The sequence below is a fragment of the Streptomyces sp. CB00316 genome (assembly GCF_001905595.1).
Lineage (GTDB): Bacteria > Actinomycetota > Actinomycetes > Streptomycetales > Streptomycetaceae > Streptomyces.
This window is the reverse complement of sequence record NZ_LIXI01000007.1, coordinates 301,520-321,313: the sequence shown is the minus strand read 5'-3', so window position 1 is coordinate 321,313 and position 19,794 is coordinate 301,520. Positions and strand designations below refer to the sequence as shown.

The 19,794-nt window shown below is 72.7% G+C and carries 16 protein-coding genes; 7 read left to right on the top strand and 9 right to left on the bottom strand.

Features of this window, described 5'->3' with window-relative positions; translation table 11 throughout:
- Positions 1-12 precede the first annotated feature (12 nt).
- From AMK21_RS21815 to AMK21_RS21795, 5 genes are all read right to left on the bottom strand, one after another.
- Positions 13-1,515 (bottom strand): phytoene desaturase family protein, encoded by a 1,503-nt coding sequence (locus AMK21_RS21815; protein ID WP_199863254.1) that lies wholly within the window; start codon positions 1,513-1,515, stop codon positions 13-15.
- 31 nt (positions 1,516-1,546) lie between these two features.
- Positions 1,547-2,164, bottom strand: coding sequence for a DUF4126 domain-containing protein (locus AMK21_RS21810; protein ID WP_073880455.1), 618 nt, complete (start codon positions 2,162-2,164; stop codon positions 1,547-1,549).
- Positions 2,165-2,529: 365 nt separating this feature from the next.
- Positions 2,530-3,141, bottom strand: coding sequence for a TetR/AcrR family transcriptional regulator (locus AMK21_RS21805; RefSeq protein WP_073880453.1), 612 nt, complete (start codon positions 3,139-3,141; stop codon positions 2,530-2,532).
- 29 nt (positions 3,142-3,170) lie between these two features.
- Positions 3,171-5,258 carry a YhgE/Pip family protein gene (locus tag AMK21_RS21800; protein WP_073880451.1) on the bottom strand — a complete coding sequence of 696 codons (2,088 nt, stop codon included), beginning with the start codon at positions 5,256-5,258 and terminating at the stop codon, positions 3,171-3,173.
- The gene (locus AMK21_RS21795; protein WP_073880449.1) at positions 5,230-6,000 is read right to left on the bottom strand and encodes an ATP-binding cassette domain-containing protein; all 771 of its coding nucleotides are present in this window, start codon (positions 5,998-6,000) and stop codon (positions 5,230-5,232) included. The genes AMK21_RS21800 and AMK21_RS21795 overlap by 29 nt, the downstream gene beginning before the upstream one ends.
- Positions 6,001-6,198: 198 nt before the next feature.
- Here AMK21_RS21795 and AMK21_RS21790 point away from each other — a divergent pair, with 198 nt between their 5' ends.
- The 3 genes from AMK21_RS21790 (at position 6,199) to AMK21_RS21780 (ending at position 8,316) form a co-directional block, all read left to right on the top strand.
- Positions 6,199-6,726, top strand: a complete 528-nt coding sequence (locus AMK21_RS21790) for an SAV_6107 family HEPN domain-containing protein (RefSeq protein WP_073880447.1) — start codon at positions 6,199-6,201, stop codon at positions 6,724-6,726.
- Positions 6,727-6,851: 125 nt separating this feature from the next.
- Positions 6,852-7,610, top strand: coding sequence for a class I SAM-dependent methyltransferase (locus AMK21_RS21785; RefSeq protein ID WP_073880445.1), 759 nt, complete (start codon positions 6,852-6,854; stop codon positions 7,608-7,610).
- A gap of 301 nt (positions 7,611-7,911) precedes the next feature.
- Entirely contained in the window at positions 7,912-8,316 is a 405-nt protein-coding gene (locus AMK21_RS21780) for a DUF3040 domain-containing protein (protein WP_073880443.1), read from the top strand.
- A 132-nt stretch (positions 8,317-8,448) separates the two neighbouring features.
- Here the strand turns inward: AMK21_RS21780 and AMK21_RS21775 are convergent, their stop codons facing one another.
- The 4 genes from AMK21_RS21775 to AMK21_RS21760 all read right to left on the bottom strand — a co-directional run bounded on the left by AMK21_RS21775 (position 8,449) and on the right by AMK21_RS21760 (position 14,071).
- On the bottom strand, positions 8,449-10,869 hold the full coding sequence (locus AMK21_RS21775) for a transglutaminaseTgpA domain-containing protein (RefSeq protein ID WP_073880604.1): 2,421 nt from the start codon (positions 10,867-10,869) through the stop codon (positions 8,449-8,451).
- Positions 10,866-12,245: a DUF58 domain-containing protein gene (locus tag AMK21_RS21770; RefSeq protein WP_073880441.1), complete on the bottom strand. Its 1,380-nt coding sequence runs from the start codon at positions 12,243-12,245 to the stop codon at positions 10,866-10,868. Before AMK21_RS21770 ends, AMK21_RS21775 begins: the two co-directional genes overlap by 4 nt.
- Complete coding sequence (locus tag AMK21_RS21765; RefSeq protein WP_073880439.1) at positions 12,245-13,297, bottom strand: AAA family ATPase; 1,053 nt, start codon at positions 13,295-13,297, stop codon at positions 12,245-12,247. Before AMK21_RS21765 ends, AMK21_RS21770 begins: the two co-directional genes overlap by 1 nt.
- A 210-nt stretch (positions 13,298-13,507) precedes the next feature.
- Positions 13,508-14,071, bottom strand: coding sequence for a beta-class carbonic anhydrase (locus AMK21_RS21760; protein WP_073880437.1), 564 nt, complete (start codon positions 14,069-14,071; stop codon positions 13,508-13,510).
- 427 nt (positions 14,072-14,498) lie between these two features.
- On the opposite strand from AMK21_RS21760, the gene rsmH reads away from it, so the two are divergent.
- The 4 genes from rsmH to AMK21_RS21740 are packed head-to-tail and all read left to right on the top strand — an operon-like array spanning position 14,499 to position 19,790.
- Positions 14,499-15,464, top strand: a complete 966-nt coding sequence (gene rsmH, locus AMK21_RS21755) for a 16S rRNA (cytosine(1402)-N(4))-methyltransferase RsmH (RefSeq protein ID WP_073880435.1) — start codon at positions 14,499-14,501, stop codon at positions 15,462-15,464.
- 19 nt (positions 15,465-15,483) lie between these two features.
- Positions 15,484-16,044: an FtsB family cell division protein gene (locus AMK21_RS21750; RefSeq protein WP_073880433.1), complete on the top strand. Its 561-nt coding sequence runs from the start codon at positions 15,484-15,486 to the stop codon at positions 16,042-16,044.
- A 4-nt stretch (positions 16,045-16,048) separates the two neighbouring features.
- On the top strand, positions 16,049-18,031 hold the full coding sequence (locus tag AMK21_RS21745) for a peptidoglycan D,D-transpeptidase FtsI family protein (protein WP_073880431.1): 1,983 nt from the start codon (positions 16,049-16,051) through the stop codon (positions 18,029-18,031).
- Between the two features lie 40 nt (positions 18,032-18,071).
- Positions 18,072-19,790 (top strand): UDP-N-acetylmuramoyl-L-alanyl-D-glutamate--2,6-diaminopimelate ligase, encoded by a 1,719-nt coding sequence (locus AMK21_RS21740; RefSeq protein WP_073880429.1) that lies wholly within the window; start codon positions 18,072-18,074, stop codon positions 19,788-19,790.
- The last annotated feature ends 4 nt before the right edge of the window (positions 19,791-19,794 follow it).

Genomic DNA, 19,794 nt, shown 5'->3' with positions numbered 1-19,794 from the left:
TGCTAGCAAGGCCTACTGCGAGCCGCGGAATCCGTCGCCCTCCACCACGAGCCCGGCCACCAGAGTCCCCGACATCCCGGCGTGCGCGAGCCCGCCGCCCGGGTGCGACCAGCCGCCGGCCAGATACAGCCCCGGCAGCCGGGTGAGGTTGCCGGGGTGCAGATACGCGCCCCGCGCACCGGCCAGCGCGGGCGGCGGCACCGCACCGCCCGCGGCCCCCGTCTGCGCCTCGGTCTCCGCCGGCGTACGGACCTCCGTGTGCAGGATCCGCTGCCGCAGCCCGGGCACGGCCGAACCGGCCCGCTCCACCAGGGCGTCCGCGAACCGCTGCCGCACCGCCGGGTCCGTCCAGTCCACCGGGCCCTGCGGGGCCACCACCGCCGTCAGCGTCACCGCCTCGTGCGCCTCGTCCGGCCGGGTCGCCGGGTCGTCGGGGCGCAGCACCGTCACCGTCGGGTGCGCGGCGACCCGGCCCCCGAACACCGCCTCCTGCTCCGCCGCCCCGTCGGCGCTGTGCACCACGGTCCGGTGCGCCGCGTCCGCCTCCCGGCCCCCACGCAGCGAGAGCAGTACCACGAACCGTCCCGGCACCGAGCCGGCCCGGACCGTCACATCGTCCGCGCCCCACACCTGCCCGCCCGGCACCAGCCCCGCGTGCGGCCGCGCCCCCAGCACCACCCGGTCCGCCTCGGCCACCTCACCGCCCGACAGCTCCACGCCCGCCGCCCGGCCGTCCTTCTCCACGACCCGGACCACCTCGGCCCCGAAGGCGAAATCCACCCGCCGGGCCACACACCGCTCGTACACCGCCCGGGCCAGCTCCCGCATCCCGCCCATCACGTACCAGCTGCCGAAGGTCTGCTCCATGTACGGCAGCAGCGCCGCACTCGCGGGAGCGGTGCGCGGGTCGAGGCCGTACGCGAGCGCGTACCCGTCGAGCAGGGCGCCCAGCCGGGCGTCCGCCAGCTCCCAGGCGCCGATCTCCGCCACGGTGGCCGCCTGCCGGGTGCGCAGCAACCGCCGCTGCTTCAGGGCCGGATACGGGTCGCGGCCCAGCACCTGGTGGTCCGCCCGCAGCGGCTCCTCCAGCAGCGGCCGCCGCGACCGGTCCCAGGCGTCCCTGGCCCGCTCCAGGAACCCGGTCCACCGCTCCCCGGCACCGGCGCCGAGCGCCGCGTCCAGAGCGGAGGCCACCCCGGCCCGGGAGGCGTTGGGCAGGGACACCGCCGTGCCGTCGGCGAAGAGGTGACGGCTCGCCGGGTCGACCTGGGTCAGCGTGACGCTCTGCTCCAGGGACTCCTTGCCGGTCTTGACGAAGAGGTCCCGCTGGACGGCGGGCAGATGCAGCAGCCCGGGTCCGGTGTCGAAGACGAAGCCCTCGTGCTCATGGCGGCCGAGCGAGCCGCCGAAGCTCGCGGACCGCTCGTACACCGTCACCTTGTTGCCCGCGACGGCGAGCCGGGCGGCCGCCGCCATGGCGCCCGTCCCGGCGCCGATCACCGCAATTCGTGCCATGCCGGTGACTCTATCGACCGCCACCGACAGCTCAGCCGGGAGGCCAGGGCCCTTCCGCGCCGGCCAGCCGTTTCTCCTCGCGGCGCTGGGTCCGGCGGCGCAGGAAGCGACGGATCCGCGAGGCCATGAAGATCACTATGACGATCCCGAGCACCAGGAGCACCGCGGCGATGACGGCGGCCGCCACCGGATTGAATATGGCGAACGTGACCACCCCGGCGACCCCGAGGTCCTCCGCGATGCTCATCCCGATGTTGCTGAAGGGCTCCGGTGAGGTGTTGACCGCCATCCTCGTGCCGGCCTTGACCAGATGGCTCATCAGCGCCGTCGACCCGCCGATCGCACCGGCCGTCAGCTCCGGCAGCGAACCGCTCTCCCCGGCGAGCAGCGCGGCGATCACCGCCCCCGTCACCGGACGGATCACGGTGTGCGCGGTATCCCAGACCGAGTCCACGTACGGGATCTTGTCGGCCACCACCTCGCAGAGGAAGAGCACGCCGGCCACGATCAGGACGTCGGTGCGCTGCAACGCGGCGGGCACCTCGTCGGAGACGCCGGTCGCGCCGAAGACGCCGAGCAACAGGACCACCGCGTAGGCGTTGATCCCGCTCGCCCAGCCACTTGTGAACACCAGAGGGATTACGGACACGCAGGAGATCGTAACGACCCGGTCCGACAACGGGCCGGGGTCGGGTGCGCAGCCCTGAGTACCCGTACTCAGGGAGCGAGATGAGTAGGTGCGCGGATAGGCCCGGACCCGCGGGGACGGAAGAGTGGTGACCACGGAAGGGGCGCGGCGCCCGGACCGCCGGCACGGGGCGGCGGACCGGCGCGGCCCCTGACGGAACGGGGGTGCACGACGTCAGGACCCGAGGGCCACGGGGGACATACGGGGTCACGGGGAACGGGTCCGACGGATGCACGGAAGACGCCGGTCCGGTGGGGTTCGCAGGGGGATGCGAACTCCAGCGGCCGGCGTCTTCGTGTTGGTCGCCCGGTGCCCGGGTGGCCCTCTCAACGCCCGCTGACCCGCCCGTGCAGCAGCAGGGACAGCGCCGAGTGGACCTCGTCGATCGACCGCTCCGGCTGGAACGCCTGCCAGTCCAGTGCCGCCACCAGCACCATCCCGACCAGCGCCGCGGCCGTCAGCGGGATGTCGATCTCCTCGCTCAGCTCACCGCTGCGCACCGCCTCGCGCAGCACGTCCTCCACCACCGCGACGGCCTCCTGCCGCACCACCAGCAGCGTGGACTGCCAGGCGCGGTTGGTGCGCCAGAGCTCGGCCACGTACAGCTGGGTGAAGGCCGGGTAGCGGTCGATGAAGGCCAGGCCGGCCCGGATCATCGCGTCCAGCGCCTCGACCCGGGTGCCGCCGCGCTCCTCCGACTCCTCGGCGGCGGCCCGCAGTGAGGCGGTGAGCAGCCCGACGCCGTGCCGGAGCAGCTCCTCGAACAGTTCGGTCTTGCTCTTGAAGTTGTAATAGACGGTGCCCTTGGCGACGCCGGCCCGCTCGGCGATCTCGTCGACGGTGGTGGCCGAGAAGCCCTGCTCGGCGATGAGGGTCACCGCCGCCTCGTAGAGCCTCTGCCGGGTGGCCTGGCGGCGCGTGGTGCCACTGCTTTCCATGAGGCCGATTCTCCCAGCTTCCGGCGCGCTCACAGGCTCAGCTCCGGGTGCAGCCGGCTCAGGCTCCACACCTGCTTGCGGCGCGCGGTGAACGCGGTCAGGGCGAGCGCGCCGACGGTGAAGGCGCCCAGCACCGCGCAGCCCAGCCAGACCGGGCCGAGGGGACCGCCGGTGATGAGCCTGCGCAGCCCTTCGACGACGTACGTCATGGGCAGGTACGGGTGGATCGCGCCGAAGAAGCCGGGGCTGGTCTGGACGGGGTACGTGCCCCCGGCCGAGGTCAGCTGGAGCATCAGCACGACCAGCACCAGGATGCGTCCGGCCGCGCCGAAGCAGGCGTTCAGCCACTGCACGATCGAGGCGAAGCAGCACGTCACCAGGGTGAGGAAGGCGACCGTACCGGCCGATCGCTCCATCTCCAGGCCGAGGCCCCAATGCAGGACGGCCATCAGGGCGCCGACCTGGAGGATGCCGATGGCGGCGACCGGCAGCCAGCCGGCGAAGGCGATCCGCCAGGCGGAGGCGCCGGTGGAGAGCGCCCGCCGGTTGAGCGGCTGGATGATCATGTACGCCACCATCGCGCCGACCCAGAGGGAGAGCGGGATGAAGTACGGGGCGAAACCGGTGCCGTAGTTGGGTGCCGCGTGAAGAGACTTGGAGGCCAGCTGCACCGGGTCGGCCATGACGTCGGTCCGGGCGTCGCGGTCCTTCTTGTCGTAGTCCGGGATCTTGTCGACGCCGTCGTTGAGTCCCTGGGCGAGCTCGGCCGAGCCGTCGCCGAGCCGGAACAGCCCGCCGTCGAGGTTCTCGGCGCCCGTCTTGAGCTTGCCCATGCCGGTGTCCAGATCGGCCGAGCCGGTACGGGCGTTGCCCAGGCCGGTGTGCAGGTCCGCCGCGCCCGCGGCGACCTTGTGGGCACCGGTGTTGAGGGCGTTGACGTCCTTGACGGCCCTCTCCAGGTCGTCGTCCAGGGTCGGGGCGCGCTTCGCCAGCGTCTCGGCCTGCTTCTGGAAGTCGGCCAGATGGGCGCTGAGCTTCTTCAGCTCGCCGTTCTGGCCGGTGACCAGCTTGCTGACGTCGGCGGCGACCATGGCGACGTCCGATGCCGCCTCACTGGCCTTCTTCAGCGCGGGGCAGGACGCCGTATCGGGCTCGGCGGCCTCCTCGCACCGGGTGCGGTACACCCCGCCGAGCTCGTCGGAGGCCGTGCGGGCGTCGGCGGCCGCGGTCGGGGCGGCGGCCACCAGCCGGTCGAGCTCCGCTCGCCAGGTCTTCGAACCGTCGGCCACCAGGCGGGCGGTGTCCCCGATGGCCTTCCCGTTCTCCTTGAAGAAGGGGCGGGCGTCGTCGGCGATGCCGTTGACCTTGTCGGCCAGCTGCTGGGTGCCGCCGGCCACCTCACGGGCACCGGAGGCGACCTTGCCCGCCCCGGTGCTCAGCTTGCCGATCCCGTCGGAAAGCCGCTTGCTGCCCGCCTTGGAGTCCTTGAGGCCGTCCGCGAGCTCCTTGGAGCCCTTCTTCGCCTTTGATATGCCGCCCTTGAGCTCGTCGGCGCCCTTGGCCGCGTCCGCGGTCTTGTCGTGCAGATCGGAGAAGTTGACGAAGATGCGGTCCAGGAAGCCCCGCGAGGCGTTGGTGGAGGCGGCGTTGCGCACCTCACCGAAGACCGTCTTGGAGATCTGCCCGACGATGTAGTTGTTGGCGTCGTTCGTCCGCACCTGGAGCGCGCCCGTCTCCGGGGAGTCCCCGCCACTGGACGCGATCTTCTTGCTGAAGTCGGCCGGCATCGTCAGCGAGAGGTAGTACGTCCCGTCCTCGACGCCCTTCTCCGCTTCCGCGGAGCTCACCTCATGCCACGCGAACACCTTGGAGTCGAGGAGCTTGTCGCTGATCTCGCCCCCCGCGTCGACCCGCTTGCCGTCGCTCGAGGCCCCCTTGTCGTTGTTGACCAGGGCGACGGGCAGCTTGTCGAGATTCCCGTACGGGTCCCAGAACGAGAACAGGTACAAGGCGCCGTAGAGCAGCGGCAGGAGCAGCAGGGCGACCAGTGCGGCGGCCGGCAGCTTCCCCCTGCGGAACCGCCTCAGCTCAAGCGCGGCCAGCTTCGACGATCGCATCGGCGCTCTCCTTCTCGGTGGTGGGTGCGGTCGGGACGTCTTCGGCGGCGGGCGCGGTGCGGACGACCTGGGCGCCCTCGGGGGCCTCGCTGCACACGGCGAGCACGGTGGTGCCGGAATCGGCGATGGAGCGCAGCAGCGCCCAGGCGTCGGTGCGTTCGGCGGGGGAGAGCTTGAGGTCGGCGTCGTCCAGTGCGAGCAGCCGCGGGGTGCCGATCAGCGCCAGGGCGACGGAGAGCCGCAGCGCTTCGAGCCGCTCCAGATCCCGTACGGAGGTCCGCTCGGCCTTCGGCAGGGTGGCGGTGTCGAGCCCCGCGGCTTCGAGCGCCGTGTCGATCCGGGCCCGGGCGGTGGCCCGGCGTTCGGCGCGCGGGCGGAGCAGGGTGCGCAGGGAGGCCCCGTAGCGGCCCTGGAGCAGGGCCCGCTCACGCAGGTGCTCGGCGACGGTGAAGGCGGGGTCCAGCTCGCTGACGCCGGGCACCGGGCCGAGGGCCGCGATCCTGCGGACGGTGGCCGCCTTGCGGGGCAGTTCGAGGCCACCGGTCTCCGCGCTGCCCTCGGTGGCGCGCATGCGGCCGGTCAGAGCGAGCAGAAGACAGGTGCGCCCGGAACCGGACGGCCCCTCGACGGTGACGAGCGACCCCGGCGGAGCGCTGAACCCCACATGGCGGAAGGCCCATCCGCGCGGCCCCTTGAGTCCGAAGTCCTCGGCGCCGACTGCGGCGCCGTGCGGGCTCTCCACAGACCCTCCCCTGATCTCGTCCGTGATCCGATCCGGCCGCACTCTTTTGCACTGACCGGTCAGTGCAAAAAATTAGCCCGAACTCGCGCTCGAAGCAAAGCGGCAGGTCAGGAAAGGTTTTTGATCGATTGTCAGTGGGAGTCGTCACCATGGACACATACGGCCACGGAGCCGTCACACGACGACAGGAGGTTCGTCATGGCCAGCTCGTCCGCAGCCGCCGCCCCGCGGCGCCGCGCAGGCAGCCCTGCCCCCTCACTGACCGGTCCCGCCGACGATGTGCACCCCGTGCTGCGCCGCACCACGGCACCGTCCGCCGCCCTCGACCTGCTCGCCAAGGCCCGTACCGGCCTGGACGAGGCCGCCGTGCTCCACGAACCGAACGAGCGCTACGCCACCGCCCACCTCGCGGCTCTGCGCACGGCGGCCGCCGTGCTGGCCGCCCGTGGCCGCCCCGAGACGAACAAGCGCCACCGCGACCGCATCCGGAGCGTCTGGGAGGTCCTCCCGGAGATAGCCCCCGAGCTCACCGACTGGAGCGACCTCTTCGCCTCCGGAGCGCCCCGCCGTGCCCGCGCGGAGGCGGGCATGCCCGGCGCCGCCGGCGACCGGGACGCGGACGACCTGCTGCGTGACGCCGCACAGTTCCTGCGTCTGGTGGAGCGGCTGCTGGTCCTCCAGCCGGTGCTCCCGCAACCGAGGCCGGGGAGGCCGGCCACGGGATGAGACGGGCCGGTGCCGGATGACCGGGACGGCGGTGCGAGGCAATAGGGTGGTCAACGCTCGCATCACCACCCGCACTGTTCACGCTCCGCCGTCCCAGGCGGCACCGTGCCGAGGAGTCATCTGCCGTGTCGGACCAGCTGCGCCCCCGCGCCTCCCTCCGTACCGCCGTGGTCTGGGAGGTCCTGAAGGACGCTCTGGACCGTCAGGTCAAGGCGGCCGGCCGGGACGCCCTGGATGTTCTGGACACCGGCGGCGGCACCGGCAACTTCGCGGTGCCCGCCGCCCGGCTCGGTCACCGCGTCACCGTCGTCGACCCCAGCCCCAACGCGCTCTTCGCGCTGGAGCGCCGCGCCGCCGAGGCCGGGGTCGCCGACCGCGTCCGGGGCGTCCAGGGCGACATCCTCGGCCTGTTCGACGTCGTGGGGCGCGGCGGCTTCGACGCGGTGCTCTGCCACGGCGTCCTGGAGTACGTCGACGACCCCGCGGAGGGCGTACGGAACGCGGTGGCGGCCCTGCGCCCCTCCGGTGCCCTGAGCCTTCTCGCCGCGGGCCTGGGCGGGGCCGTCGTGGCCCGCGCGCTGGCCGGCCACTTCACCGAGGCCCGGCACGCGCTCGCCGACCCGGCGGGCCGCTGGGGCGAGGGCGACCCGGTGCCGCGCCGCTTCACCGCCGAGCAGCTCACCGAGCTGGTCGCCTCGGCCGGTCTGGAGGTCGGCGCCGTGCACGGCGTGCGGGTCTTCGCCGACCTCGTGCCGGGCGTCCTGGTGGACACCGAGCCCGGTGCCATGGACGCGCTCCTCAAGCTCGAAGCCGCCGTCGCGGAGCTGCCCGCCTTCCACTCCGTCGCGAGCCAGCTGCACGTTCTCGGCGAGAAGCGCCCCTGAATCGGTCGCCGGACCGGCCCCCGGAAGTCCCCGCGAGGACCGGTACGGGGCTGATCAGCAACGAAGCTGCGTACGGAGTGGGACTCGGGACCCCCGTAGCGGGCAGGAGCCCCGTATGATCGGGTGACACCATCCGGCATGACGGATCGGTCGTCGGGGAATCTACGCCTCAGCAGCCGAGCCGACATAGCGGTCCGGACTGGCTGAACGCTAGAGGGCGGGTTTCACGGGGGCGAATCCCTGCCTATCCTGGAAGGGCCGCATACCGGTCGCCCCCGCGGCCGACGACGAGGAGGATCCCGTGCCGCTCTCGGAGCACGAGCAGCGCATGCTCGAGCAGATGGAGCGAGCGCTGTACGCCGAAGATCCCAAGTTCGCGACAGCGCTCGAGGGAACCGGACTGCGTACGTACACCCGACGAAGGGTCTACCAGGCGGTCGCTGGCTTCCTGGTGGGTATCGCGCTCCTCATGGCCGGAATGGTCGCCCAGCAGATCTGGATCAGCGTGGTGGGGTTCCTCGTCATGCTCGGCTGTGCCGTGCTCGCGGTCACCGGATGGCGCAAGGCGCCCAAGCCCGGTGAGCAACAGCAGGCCGCCGGGGACAGCGGGGACAGCGGCTCGCGCCGCCGGCCGAGACAACGCCGGTCGATGATGAACCGCATCGAGCAGCGGTGGCAGCGCCGCCGCGACGAACAGGGCAAGTAGGACTCTCTCGGTCGGCCCTCGGAGTTCATGGCGGGGCCGGGCCGTGGTCGGCAGGGCGTACGACGCCGATGGCTGAGGGGCGGCCGCATTTCTGCGGTCGCCCCTCAGCCGTTGCCTCCAGCCGTCGCGCCCTCAGCCGTGCTGGCGTGACAGCCTGCGCCACCGGGCGGTCCAGCGGCCCCGCCCAGGACTGTCCGTCCACCGCTGGACGAGCGCCGCCCACCGGTCCGAGACCGCCCAGGCCACCCGGACAGCCGATCGGGGTGCCAGCCTCGCCCGCAGCCGTGCGCCCCGGCCGGCTGAGGCCTCCAGCCCCGCCCGTACCGTCAGCGCGTCCTCGGCCAGACCGGCCGCCTGGCGCGGCTCGGGGGCGTACAGCACTTGTTCCACCGCGCCCGCGATCCGGTGCACGGCCTCGGCCGCCATGATGTCGAGCCCGCCCAGACGCACGATCCGGGCCGCCGCCTTCCGGGGCGTCAGCGACTCGTCCGGCGCGATGCCGTAGTCCCAGGCGCAGTCGGTGATCTCCTGCCAGGCCGCCAGAGCCCTGGCCGCCGCGTCCGCGGGCGTGCGCCCCCCGGAACCGAGACGCCTGTCTCTCGCCCGGATCCGCCAGAGCAGCGGCAGCAGGGGCAGCAGCAGGACCAGGAGCCCCCCGAGAACCACCAGCAGGACCGTGCCGGCCGGGGTGCCCTCGTCGGTCGGGGACGTCGGACCGGGCGCGGCGGACAGACCGCACTCACCCTGTCGGCGCATCTGCGGCGAGCAGCTTTCCGGGGCGGACGGGACCGCGGACGGGGCGGTGGAAGCACCGGCCGACGGCTGCGCCGGAGCGCTCGCACCGCCCGTGGGGGTCTCCGGCAGGGTGTACGTCGGCGTGGACCCCCGGCTCGGGGTGGGCTCGAACCGGGTCCACCCGACGCCCTCGAAGTACAGCTCAGGCCAGGCGTGCGCGTCCCGCAGCCCGACCGAGGTCGAGCCGTCCGCCTGGAGGGTGCCCGGGGTGAAGCCCACCGCGACCCGGGCCGGGATGTCCAGGGTCCGGGCCATCGCGGCCATCGTGAAGGAGAAGTGGATGCAGAACCCCTCCTTGTCCCGGAGGAACCGGGCTATGGCCGAGGAGCCCGTCCCCGAACTGACCGAGGTGTTGTACGTGAAGCCGCCCTCGGAGGCGAACCAGCTCTGGAGCTTCACGGCCCGCTCGTAGGCGTTGGCCGAGCCTTCGGTGATCTTCCCGGCCTCCTCGGCCACCACGTCCGGCAGCGAGTCGGGGACCTGGGTGTACTCGCTGCGCAGCTTCTCCGGCGGCGGTCCGGCCGCCGCCAGCTGGGCCGCGGTCGGCTCGACGATCAGGCTGGAGACCTCGTACTGCGCGCCGCCGGTGCTCTGCCCGTTGTCGCCGACGAGCGTGCGGCCCTCCGCCTCGTACCGCCAGCGGCCGTCGATCGACACCTCGCTCGCCGGATAGGGGAGCGGCAGATAGGTCTGCTGGTACGAGGGCGAGGACGAGATGTTCGTCCGGATCTCGGTGACGTCGACGTCCCGGCCGAGACCGGTCGGCTGCGGGAGGCGGTTCGGCACATCCGTCAGACGGCGGGTCGAGGAGCGCCATTCGCTGCCGTTGAACTCGTCCAGGGCCAGGATCCGCAGATAGAGTTCGCGCGGGTCCTCGGCGTTGGTGCGATAGGTCATCACCTCCCGGTTCTCCGGCTGGTTGAGGTTGTCCTTCAGCGACACCAGCGGGTTCACCGCCGAGATGGTGCCGCCACCGCTGCCCTTGCCGCTCCCGCCCCCCCTGCCGCCCAGCAGGCCGCTGTCCAGGGCGGGCAGCGCGAGGGGGACCACCAGGGCGATGCCCAGCGCCAGCACACCGATGCGCCGCCCGGTACGGACCGGCGCGGACGCACCGCCGCCCCGACCGGACAGGCCGTCCGACAGGCCTCCCGGGGACCGGTTGGCACCGCCGAAGACACGCCCCCACCGGGAGAGCCGGTCGCGGCCCTCCGCCAGCAGGAGCAGCAGATAGCCGCAGGCCGCCAGCAGGAACCACAGCCAGCCCGACCCGCCGTCACCGAGTCCGGCGGCGACCGAGTACAGGGCGAGCAGTGGGAGTCCGGCCGGGGCCGCGCTGCGGAAGGTCACCGCCAGGGCGTCCACCGCCAGCCCGATCAGCACCACCCCGCCGACCACCATCAGCCGGATGCCGTCCGTCATGGGGGCCGGGATGGCGTACGTACCGATGTCCTCCCCGCCCGCCACCAGCAGCTCACCGAGGCGTACGACGGCCTGCGGGCCCGGGACCACGCCGAACACTGCCTGGTCCCGCGCGAAGACCACGGTCAGCAGCAGCAGGGTCACCAGCGTCTGCGAGGCGATCGTCAGCGACCGGGCCAGTGGAACCCGGCGGGCGAGCGCGCCCACCCCGCCCTGGACCCCGAGCAGCAGCGCCGCCTGCACGAGCCAGCCCGACCCCTCCACCAGCGGGAGCAGGGCCCCCGACGCCAGGAGTGTCGCCGCAAAGGCGCACAGCGCCAGCCGGGCCCGCCCGCTCATGACCATCCCCCCGGGAAACCTGTCGAACCGCCGTTCCCGGCGGACTGGGTGTCGGTGCGCATCCGACCCGCCAGCCGCCACAGCGCCGGCAGCTCGGCCCCGGGCGGTACGGGCACCACGATCCAGCCCGCCTCTCGCAGCTGCCGCAGCCGCTCCTCGGCCCGCGCGGCCGGGATCGCCGGCGGCTCCACACCGCCGGACCAGCGGGCGCTGTCCAGGACGAAGGCGACCGCAGCGCCGGTGCGCTGCCGCATCCGGGCCGCGACCGAGGTCTGCTCCTCGTCGAGATCGCCGAGGAACGCGATCAGCAGCCCTTCGTCGCTGCCGCGCAGCACATCGTGGGCGCGCGAGAGTCCGCCGCCGTCGGAGTGGCCGACGACCGCGAGGGTGTCCAGCATCAGGCCCGCCGAGTCCGCGGACTCCTGGGTCGAGCCCGCGAAGCCGTCGGACCCGCTCCCGGGCACCGCGTTCCCGTCGTCCGTGAGCAGCCGTACGGCGAAGCCGCGTTCCAGCATGTGCACCAGAGCGGAGGCCGCCCCCGAGACCGCCCACTCGAACGCCGAGTCGGGCCCGGCGCCCACGTAGGCGACCTGCCGGGTGTCCAGCAGCACCGTGCAGCGGGCCCGCTGCGGCTGTTCCTCGCGGCGGACCATCAGCTCGCCGTAGCGGGCGGTGGAGCGCCAGTGGACCCGGCGCAGGTCGTCGCCGTGCCGGTAGCCGCGCGGAATGATGTCGTCCTCACCGGCCAGCGCGAGCGAGCGCTGACGCCCGTCGCCGTATCCCGAGGCCTCCCCCGCGAGCCGCAGAGCGGGCAGCGGGACCGTGCGCGGGATGACGACAAGCGTGTCGTACGCGCTGAAGGAGCGGGTCAGCTCGCACATCCCGAACGGGTCGCTGAGCCGCAACTGCAACGGGCCCAGCGGGTAGCGGCCGCGCAGATCGGAACGGACCCGGTAGGACACCTCACGCCGGCCGCCCCCCTCCACCCTGTCCAGCACGAACCGGGGCCGCGGCCCGAGCACGTACGGCACACGGTCCTGGAGCATCAGCAGCCCCGTGGGGAGCCGGGACACGTTGTCCATCCGCAGGTGCACCCGGGCCTCCGAGCCCGTGGGCACCCGGGACGGCGTCAGCCGCCGGGTCCCCGTCACCCGGTAACGGGTGCGGTAGAGCACGATCACGCAGACCAGGGGCAGCACGGCCAGCAGCAGCCCGACGCGCAGCAGGTCGGCCTGGCCCAGGACGTAGGCACAGACGGCGGCGGCCACCCCGGCGGCGAGGAAGGAACGACCCCGCGTGGTGAGCCCGCCGAAAGCCGCGCGTAGTCCGCCCTTGCTGGAGCCGTCCCGCACGGCGCCGGGCTCGCCGGCCGTCATCACAACCGCCGGGTGCCGGGCTGCTGCTGGCCGTAGAGCGGGCGGCCCGGCTCGTGCGCGCCCTGGACCGGGGGCACGGAACCGCCGGCCGAGGTCGGGACCGGGGTGCGCTGGATGATCTCCAGCACCACCTGCTCCGCCGTCCGGCGGTTGAGCTGGGCCTGTGCGGTGGGCAGCAGCCGGTGGGCGAGCACGGGCGCGGCCAGGGCCTGCACGTCGTCGGGGAGGGCGTAGTCACGGCCGCTGAGGGCCGCCGAGGCCTTCGCCGCGCGCAGCAGGTGCAGCGTCGCGCGGGGTGAGGCGCCGAGTCTGAGGTCCGGGTGGCTGCGGGTGGCCCCGACCAGCTCCACCGCGTACCGCCGCACGGCGTCGGCGACGTGCACCGTACGGACCGCGTCGATCAGCTTGACGATGTCGTGGGCGTGCGCCACCGGCTGGAGGTCGTCCAGCGGGGAGATGCCCCCGTGCACGTCGAGCATCTGCAGCTCGGCCTCCGGGCTCGGATAGCCGATGGAGACCCGGGCCATGAAGCGGTCGCGCTGGGCCTCGGGCAGCGGGTAGGTGCCCTCCATCTCCACCGGGTTCTGGGTGGCCACCACCATGAAGGGGTCGGGCAGCGCGTACGTCTTGCCGTCGATGGTGACCTGGCGCTCCTCCATCGACTCCAGCAGCGCCGACTGCGTCTTCGGCGAGGCGCGGTTGATCTCGTCGCCGATCACGATCTGCGCGAAGATCGCGCCGGGCTTGAACTCGAAGTCGCGCCGCTGCTGGTCGAAGATCGACACACCGGTGATGTCCGACGGCAGCAGGTCCGGCGTGAACTGGATGCGCCGCACCGAACAGTCGATGGACCGCGCCAGCGCCTTGGCCAGCATCGTCTTGCCGACCCCGGGCACATCCTCGATGAGGAGATGTCCCTCCGCGAGCAGCACGGTCAGCGAGAGCCGTACGACCTCAGGCTTGCCCTCGATCACACCCTCCACCGACCTGCGCACCCGCTCCGCTGTGGTGGTCAGGTCTGTGAGGCTCGCTCGATCGTCATAGGTCGTCACCCGGCCCTCCTCGGCCCTTTTCTGCGCACGGGCCGCGGCGGACGTACCCGCCCGGCCCACCCCGAAATACGGACGCTCCTCCGGAAGGTCCGGCGGAGGTCACCCACGCATTCTTGTTGCCGTTACCGCTTCGTGTCACTCGCCTGTGGATAAGTGGGTGCGAAATGTCAGTCTCTGCCGTGTTTCGCGGGTGGGTGGGCGGGCGGAAGGTCAGGAGGCGGGCTGGATCTCGCGGAGCAGACCGGTGGTCACGTCGAAGACGAAACCGCGGATGTCGTCGGTGTGCAGGAGGAACGGCGAGGTCCGCACCCGCTGCATCGACTGGCGCACGTCCTGGTCGGCGTCCGTGTAGGCCTCCACCGCCCAGACCGGCCGCTGGCCGACCTCGCGCTCCAGCTCCTGCCGGAACTCCTCGGTGATGGATTCCAGGCCGCAGCCCGTGTGGTGGATGAGGACGATGCTGCGGGTGCCGAGTGCCCGCTGGCTGATGGTGAGTGAGCGGATCACGTCGTCGGTGACGACACCGCCCGCGTTGCGGATGGTGTGGCAGTCGCCGAGTTCGAGACCCAGCGCGGCGTGGAGGTCGAGACGGGCGTCCATGCAGGCCACGATGGCGACCTGGAGGACCGGCCGGGCGTCCATGCCGGGGTCGCGGAAGCCCTTGGCGTACGTGGAGTTCGCCTCGACCAGCTGATCGGTGACCTGACCCCCCACGCGGACCGCCGCGGCGGTGGACGTCACGGACTCGGCGGGGGAATGAGCAGAAGTCGACATGGATACGACGTTAGCCTTCCCACCAGGCTCGGGTGTGCTGTGAGAGCGGACAAAGAACATGAACGCGGGTTGTTGTGAGCTAACCCACAAGCACCAGGAAACGCGCCCGTTCGGGTGAGGTCGCCGCTTCCGGACGGGTGGCGCGACTCGCTGCCCGGTTCGTTGATCGCGAATCGATCGAGTGGCAGGGTGGACTAAAGTAACGCGAAGTCACCACCCTGAACCCGCACCACCACCACTCCGCACACCCTGCACCTCCTGCATATTCCGTTTTTCCCCCGTGATGTGCGGCGTACGTGCGGCCCGGCCCTCTCCCGCTCTCGGTCGGCCGACGCCCCTTCCCCGGCGCCGGCGGACCTCCCCTTCAGAGCGGGCGGGGACCAGGACGTACGTACCGGCCGCGCGGGACAGAGCCTGAGAGGGCGCATTGAGCCAGACCCGACACGTCCCGGTGATGCTCCAGAGGTGTCTGGACCTGTTGGCCCCGGCTCTCCAGGACTCAACCCACCCCGAGCCCGTGGTCGTCGACTGCACCCTCGGCCTCGGCGGCCACAGCGAGGCGCTCCTCGAAGCCTTCCCGACCGCCCGGCTGGTCGCCCTGGACCGGGACAAGGAGGCCCTGCGGCTCTCCGGTGAACGGCTCGCCCGTTTCGGCGACCGCGCCACCCTCGTCCACGCCGTCTACGACGAGCTCCCCGACGTCCTCGCCCGGCTCGGCGTCCCCAAGGTCCAGGGCATCCTGTTCGACCTCGGCGTCTCCTCCATGCAGCTCGACGAGGCCGACCGCGGCTTCGCGTACGCCCAGGACGCCCCGCTCGACATGCGCATGGACCAGTCCACCGGCATCGGCGCCGCCGAGGTGCTCAACACCTACCCGCCCGGTGAGCTCGTGCGGATCCTGCGCGCGTACGGCGAGGAGAAGCAGGCCAAGCGGATCGTCTCGGCCGTCGTGCGCGAGCGCGAGAAGGAGCCGTTCAGCAACAGCGCCCGGCTCGTCGAGCTGATCCGCGACTCCCTGCCCCAGGCCGCCAAGCGCACCGGCGGCAACCCGGCCAAGCGGACCTTCCAGGCCCTGCGCATCGAGGTCAACGGCGAGCTCAGCGTCCTGGAGCAGGCCATCCCGGCGGCCGTGGCGAGCCTCGCGGTCGGCGGCCGGATCGCCGTGCTGTCCTACCACTCGCTGGAGGACCGGCTGGTCAAGCAGGTCTTCGCGGCCGGCGCCGCCAACACCGCGCCGCCCGGACTGCCCGTCGTCCCCGAGCGCTACCAGCCCCGCCTCAAGCTGCTCACCCGGGGCGCCGAACTGCCCACCGAGGAGGAGGTCGCCGAGAACCGGCGCGCCGCCCCCGCCCGGCTCCGCGGCGCCCAGCGCATCCGGGAGGACGAGCGATGAGCATCACGGGGGGCACGCGGTGAGCAGGCCGGCCGCATCGCCGAAGGGGCGCGCCGGGCGGCTCGCCCAGCTGATGCCCACCGCGTCACCCAGCAGCGCGGCCCGCACGCCTTTCGTCCTGCTGGTAGTGCTCCTCCTGGGCGGCGGACTGATCACCCTGCTCCTGCTGAACTCCGCGCTCAACGAGGGATCGTTCAGGCTCAGCAAGCTCAAGCGGGACACCACCGAGCTCACCGACGAGCAGCAGGCCCTCCAGCGCGACGTCGACAGCTACTCCCAGCCCGACGCCCTGGAGCGCCGCGCCAGGGAACTCGGCATGGTCCCCGGCGGCAGCCCCGCCTTCCTGAACCCGGACGGCACGGTCCGCGGAGTCCCCAAGGAGGCCACCGCCCCGCCGCCCAGCCCCGACCCGACGCCCGGGAACGGCGCCCCGGCCGACGGCACGGACCCCGCCGCCCCGGCCGTCTTCTCCGGCTCCGCGAGCCCCTCGCCGGGCGCATACGCCGAGGCCGAGCCCCAGGACGCCCCCGCCCTGGAGAACACCCCGGCGACCCCGCCCCCGACCACCCCCGGCAGGTGACGCAGTGCCGCCCAAGGAACCGCCGCGCCGCCGCGTACCCGGCCCGGCGCGCCCCCGTAACGGGGCCAACGGCCGCTCCGGCGCGCGCCCCCCGGCCCGCGGCCCCCGCCCCGCCCCACGGCGCCCCGCCACACGCGGACGAGCGCCCCGCACACTGCGGCTCGGCAGCCCGCGCCCCCGGCTCCGGCTGGTCAGCCTCGGCCTGACGCTGATCATGCTGCTCTTCGTGGCCCGGCTGCTCCAGGTCCAGGCCGTCGACGCCACCGCGTACGCGGCCAAGGCCGAGAAGAACCGCTACCTGGAGTACACGGTCGCCGCCGAGCGCGGCGAGATCACCGACCGCAGGGGCGTAGCGCTCGCCACCAGCGTGGACGCGCACAACATCACGGCCGACCCCAAGCTCTTCACGCCCGAGGAGAGCAAGGCCCCCGACGCGCCCCAGCAGGCCGCCGCCCTGCTCGCCCCGATCCTCGGCAAGGACGTCGACGGGCTGGTCGAGAAGCTCTCGACGCCCAAGAGCCGCTACACCGTGCTCGCGCACCGGCAGACCCCCCAGGTCTGGAAGCAGATCAAGGACCTCAAGGCCGTCTTCGCCGAGAAGGCCGCCGAGGACAAGCTGAACGGCGGCGCGGGCGCCAACGTCCTGGCCGGGGTCCTCCAGGAGCCCACCACCAAGCGGGTCTACCCCAACGGGGACCTCGCCGCCGGGATACTGGGGTTCGTCAGCGCCGACGGCAAGGGCGGCGGCGGACTCGAATCGCAGCTGGACAAGGAGCTCGCGGGCGAGGACGGCAAGATCCGCTACGCCCAGTCCGGCGGCCGCCGCGTCCCCACCGCGGGCGGCAGCGAGGTCCCGGCCGTGCCCGGCTCCGACATCGAGCTGACCATCGACCGCGACATCCAGTGGGCCGCCCAGAAGGCCATCAGCGACCAGGTCGAGAAGTCCAAGGCCGACCGCGGATACGTCATCGTGCAGAACACCCGGACCGGCGAACTGCTGGCGATGGCCAACGCGCCCGGCTACGACCCCAACGACCTCTCCCAGGCCACCTCGGCGTCGCTGGGCAACGCGGCCCTCCAGGACGTGTACGAGCCCGGCTCCACCAGCAAGGTCATGTCGATGGCCGCCGTACTGGAGGAGAAGGCCGCCACGCCCGGCACCCACGTCACCGTCCCCAACCGCCTGCACCGCGGCGACCGGCTCTTCAAGGACGACGTCGACCACCCCACCTGGTACCTCACGCTCAACGGGGTCCTCGCCAAGTCCAGCAACATCGGCACCATCCTGGCGACCGGTCAGCTCGGCAAGACCCAGGCCGAGTCCAACCAGGTCCTCTACTCCTACCTGCGCAAGTTCGGCCTCGGCGCCAAGACCGGGCTCGGCTACCCCGGCGAGTCGCCCGGCCTCCTCGCCCACCCCAGGGACTGGTCGACCTCGCAGCAGTACACGATCCCCTTCGGCCAGGGCCTCTCGCTCAACGCTGTCCAGGCCGCCTCGGTCTACTCCACCATCGCCAACGGCGGGGTCCGGATCGCACCCACCCTCGTACGCGGAACCAAGGGCGCCGACGGCCGCTTCACCGCCGCCGAGGCCCCCGAGCAGAACCGGGTGGTCAGCGAGAAGACCGCCAGGACCCTGGCGACCATGCTGGAATCCGTCGTCGACGACCAGGAGGGCACCGGCACCAAGGCCGCCATCCCCGGCTACCGGGTCGCGGGCAAGACCGGCACCGCCAACCGGGTCGACCCGGTCCGCGGCGTCTACAAGGGGTACACCGCCTCCTTCGCCGGCTTCGCCCCGGCCGACGATCCGCAGATCACCGTCTACTGCGCGATCCAGAACCCCACCAAGGGAAGCTACTTCGGCGGCCAGATCTGCGGCCCGATCTACAAGCAGGTCATGGAGTTCGCGCTCAAGACGCTCCAGACCCCACCGTCCGGCAGCAGGCCGCCCCGGCTGCCGGTGTCCTTCGAACCCGGCGAGTGAACACGGGGATGCGCGAGCATCTCCTCCAAGGGAACCCTCAGTGACAACCATCACCCCCGATCCCGGGAACCGGAACGAGAACTTCCCGGGACCCGGTGCCTCGCTTCGCGAGAGCCCGCACCGGCCCGGTACGCTCACCGCCGTGCCCCACGCTGATCAGTCCCAAACCTCTCAGAAGGACGCGCCTGTGACCTACCCGGGAGCGCCCCGACCGGACCGGCTCCGGCCGACCCCCCTCGGCGAGCTGGCCGCCCGGCTCGGCGTCGAAGCGGCCGGATCCGGTGACGTCACCGGCATCACCCACGACTCGCGGGCCGTGCGCCCCGGAGACGTGTACGCGGCCCTGCCCGGCGCCCGCCTCCACGGCGCCGACTTCGCCGCCCAGGCCGCGGGCCTCGGTGCCGTCGCAGTCCTCACCGACCCGACGGGCGCCGAACGCGCCGCCGCCACCGGCCTGCCGGTCCTGGTCGCCGAGGACCCACGCGGCGTCATGGGTGAGCTGGCCGCCGACATCTACGGGCGGCCCGGCATCGGCCTCCTCCAGATCGGCATCACCGGAACCTCCGGCAAGACCACCACCGCGTACCTGGTCGAGGGCGGACTGCGCGCCGCGGGCCGGCCCACCGGGCTCATCGGCACCGTCGAGATGCGCATCGGCGACGAGCGCATCAAGTCCGAGCGCACCACCCCCGAAGCCACCGACCTCCAGGCCCTGTTCGCCGTCATGCGCGAACGCGGCGTCGAGGCCGTCGCGATGGAGGTCTCCAGCCACGCCCTCGTGCTCGGCCGGGTCGACGGCTGCGTCTTCGACGTCGCCGTCTTCAACAACCTCAGCCCGGAGCACATGGAGTTCCACTCCGGCATGGAGGACTACTTCCAGGCCAAGGCCCAGCTCTTCACCCCCGAGCGCAGCCACCGGGGCGTCGTGAACTTCGACGACGAGTACGGCCGCAGGCTCATCGCCGAGTCCGGCGTCCCGGTCACCACCTTCTCCACCGAGGGCCACCCGGACGCCGACTGGCACGCCGAGGACGTCCAGGTCGGCCCCCAGGACAGCACCTTCACCGCCGTCGGCCCCAAGGGCGAGCGGATCGCCGCCCGCGCCCCGCTGCCCGGCCCCTTCAACGTCGCCAACACCCTCGCCGCGATCGTCACGCTGGCCGTCGCGGGCGTCGACCCGCAGACCGCCGCGGACGGCATCGCCGCCGTCCCCGGTGTCCCCGGCCGGCTGGAGCGGGTGGACGCGGGGCAGCCGTACCTCGCCGTCGTCGACTACGCGCACAAGACCGACGCCGTCGAGTCCGTCCTGCGCTCCCTGCAGAAGGTCACCGAGGGCCGGGTGCACATCGTCCTCGGCTGCGGCGGCGACCGCGACACCACCAAACGCGGCCCGATGGGCGCCGCCGCGGCCCGCCTCGCGGACACCGCCGTCCTGACCTCCGACAACCCCCGCTCCGAGGACCCCCTCGCGATCCTCGCCGCGATGCTCTCCGGCGCCGCCGAGGTCCCCGTCCACGAACGCGGTGACGTCCTGGTCGACGCCGACCGGGCCTCGGCCATCGCTGCCGCCGTCGCCCGCGCCGAGCCGGGAGACACCGTCCTCGTCGCGGGCAAGGGCCATGAGCAGGGCCAGGACATCCACGGGGTGGTACGCCCCTTCGACGACCGCAAGGTCCTGCACGACGCCATCGAGCGGTCCCTGGGGCGCACCGGCGCCGCCGACCGTGCCCCTCACCACGAGAACAACAGTCAGGGATGACCAA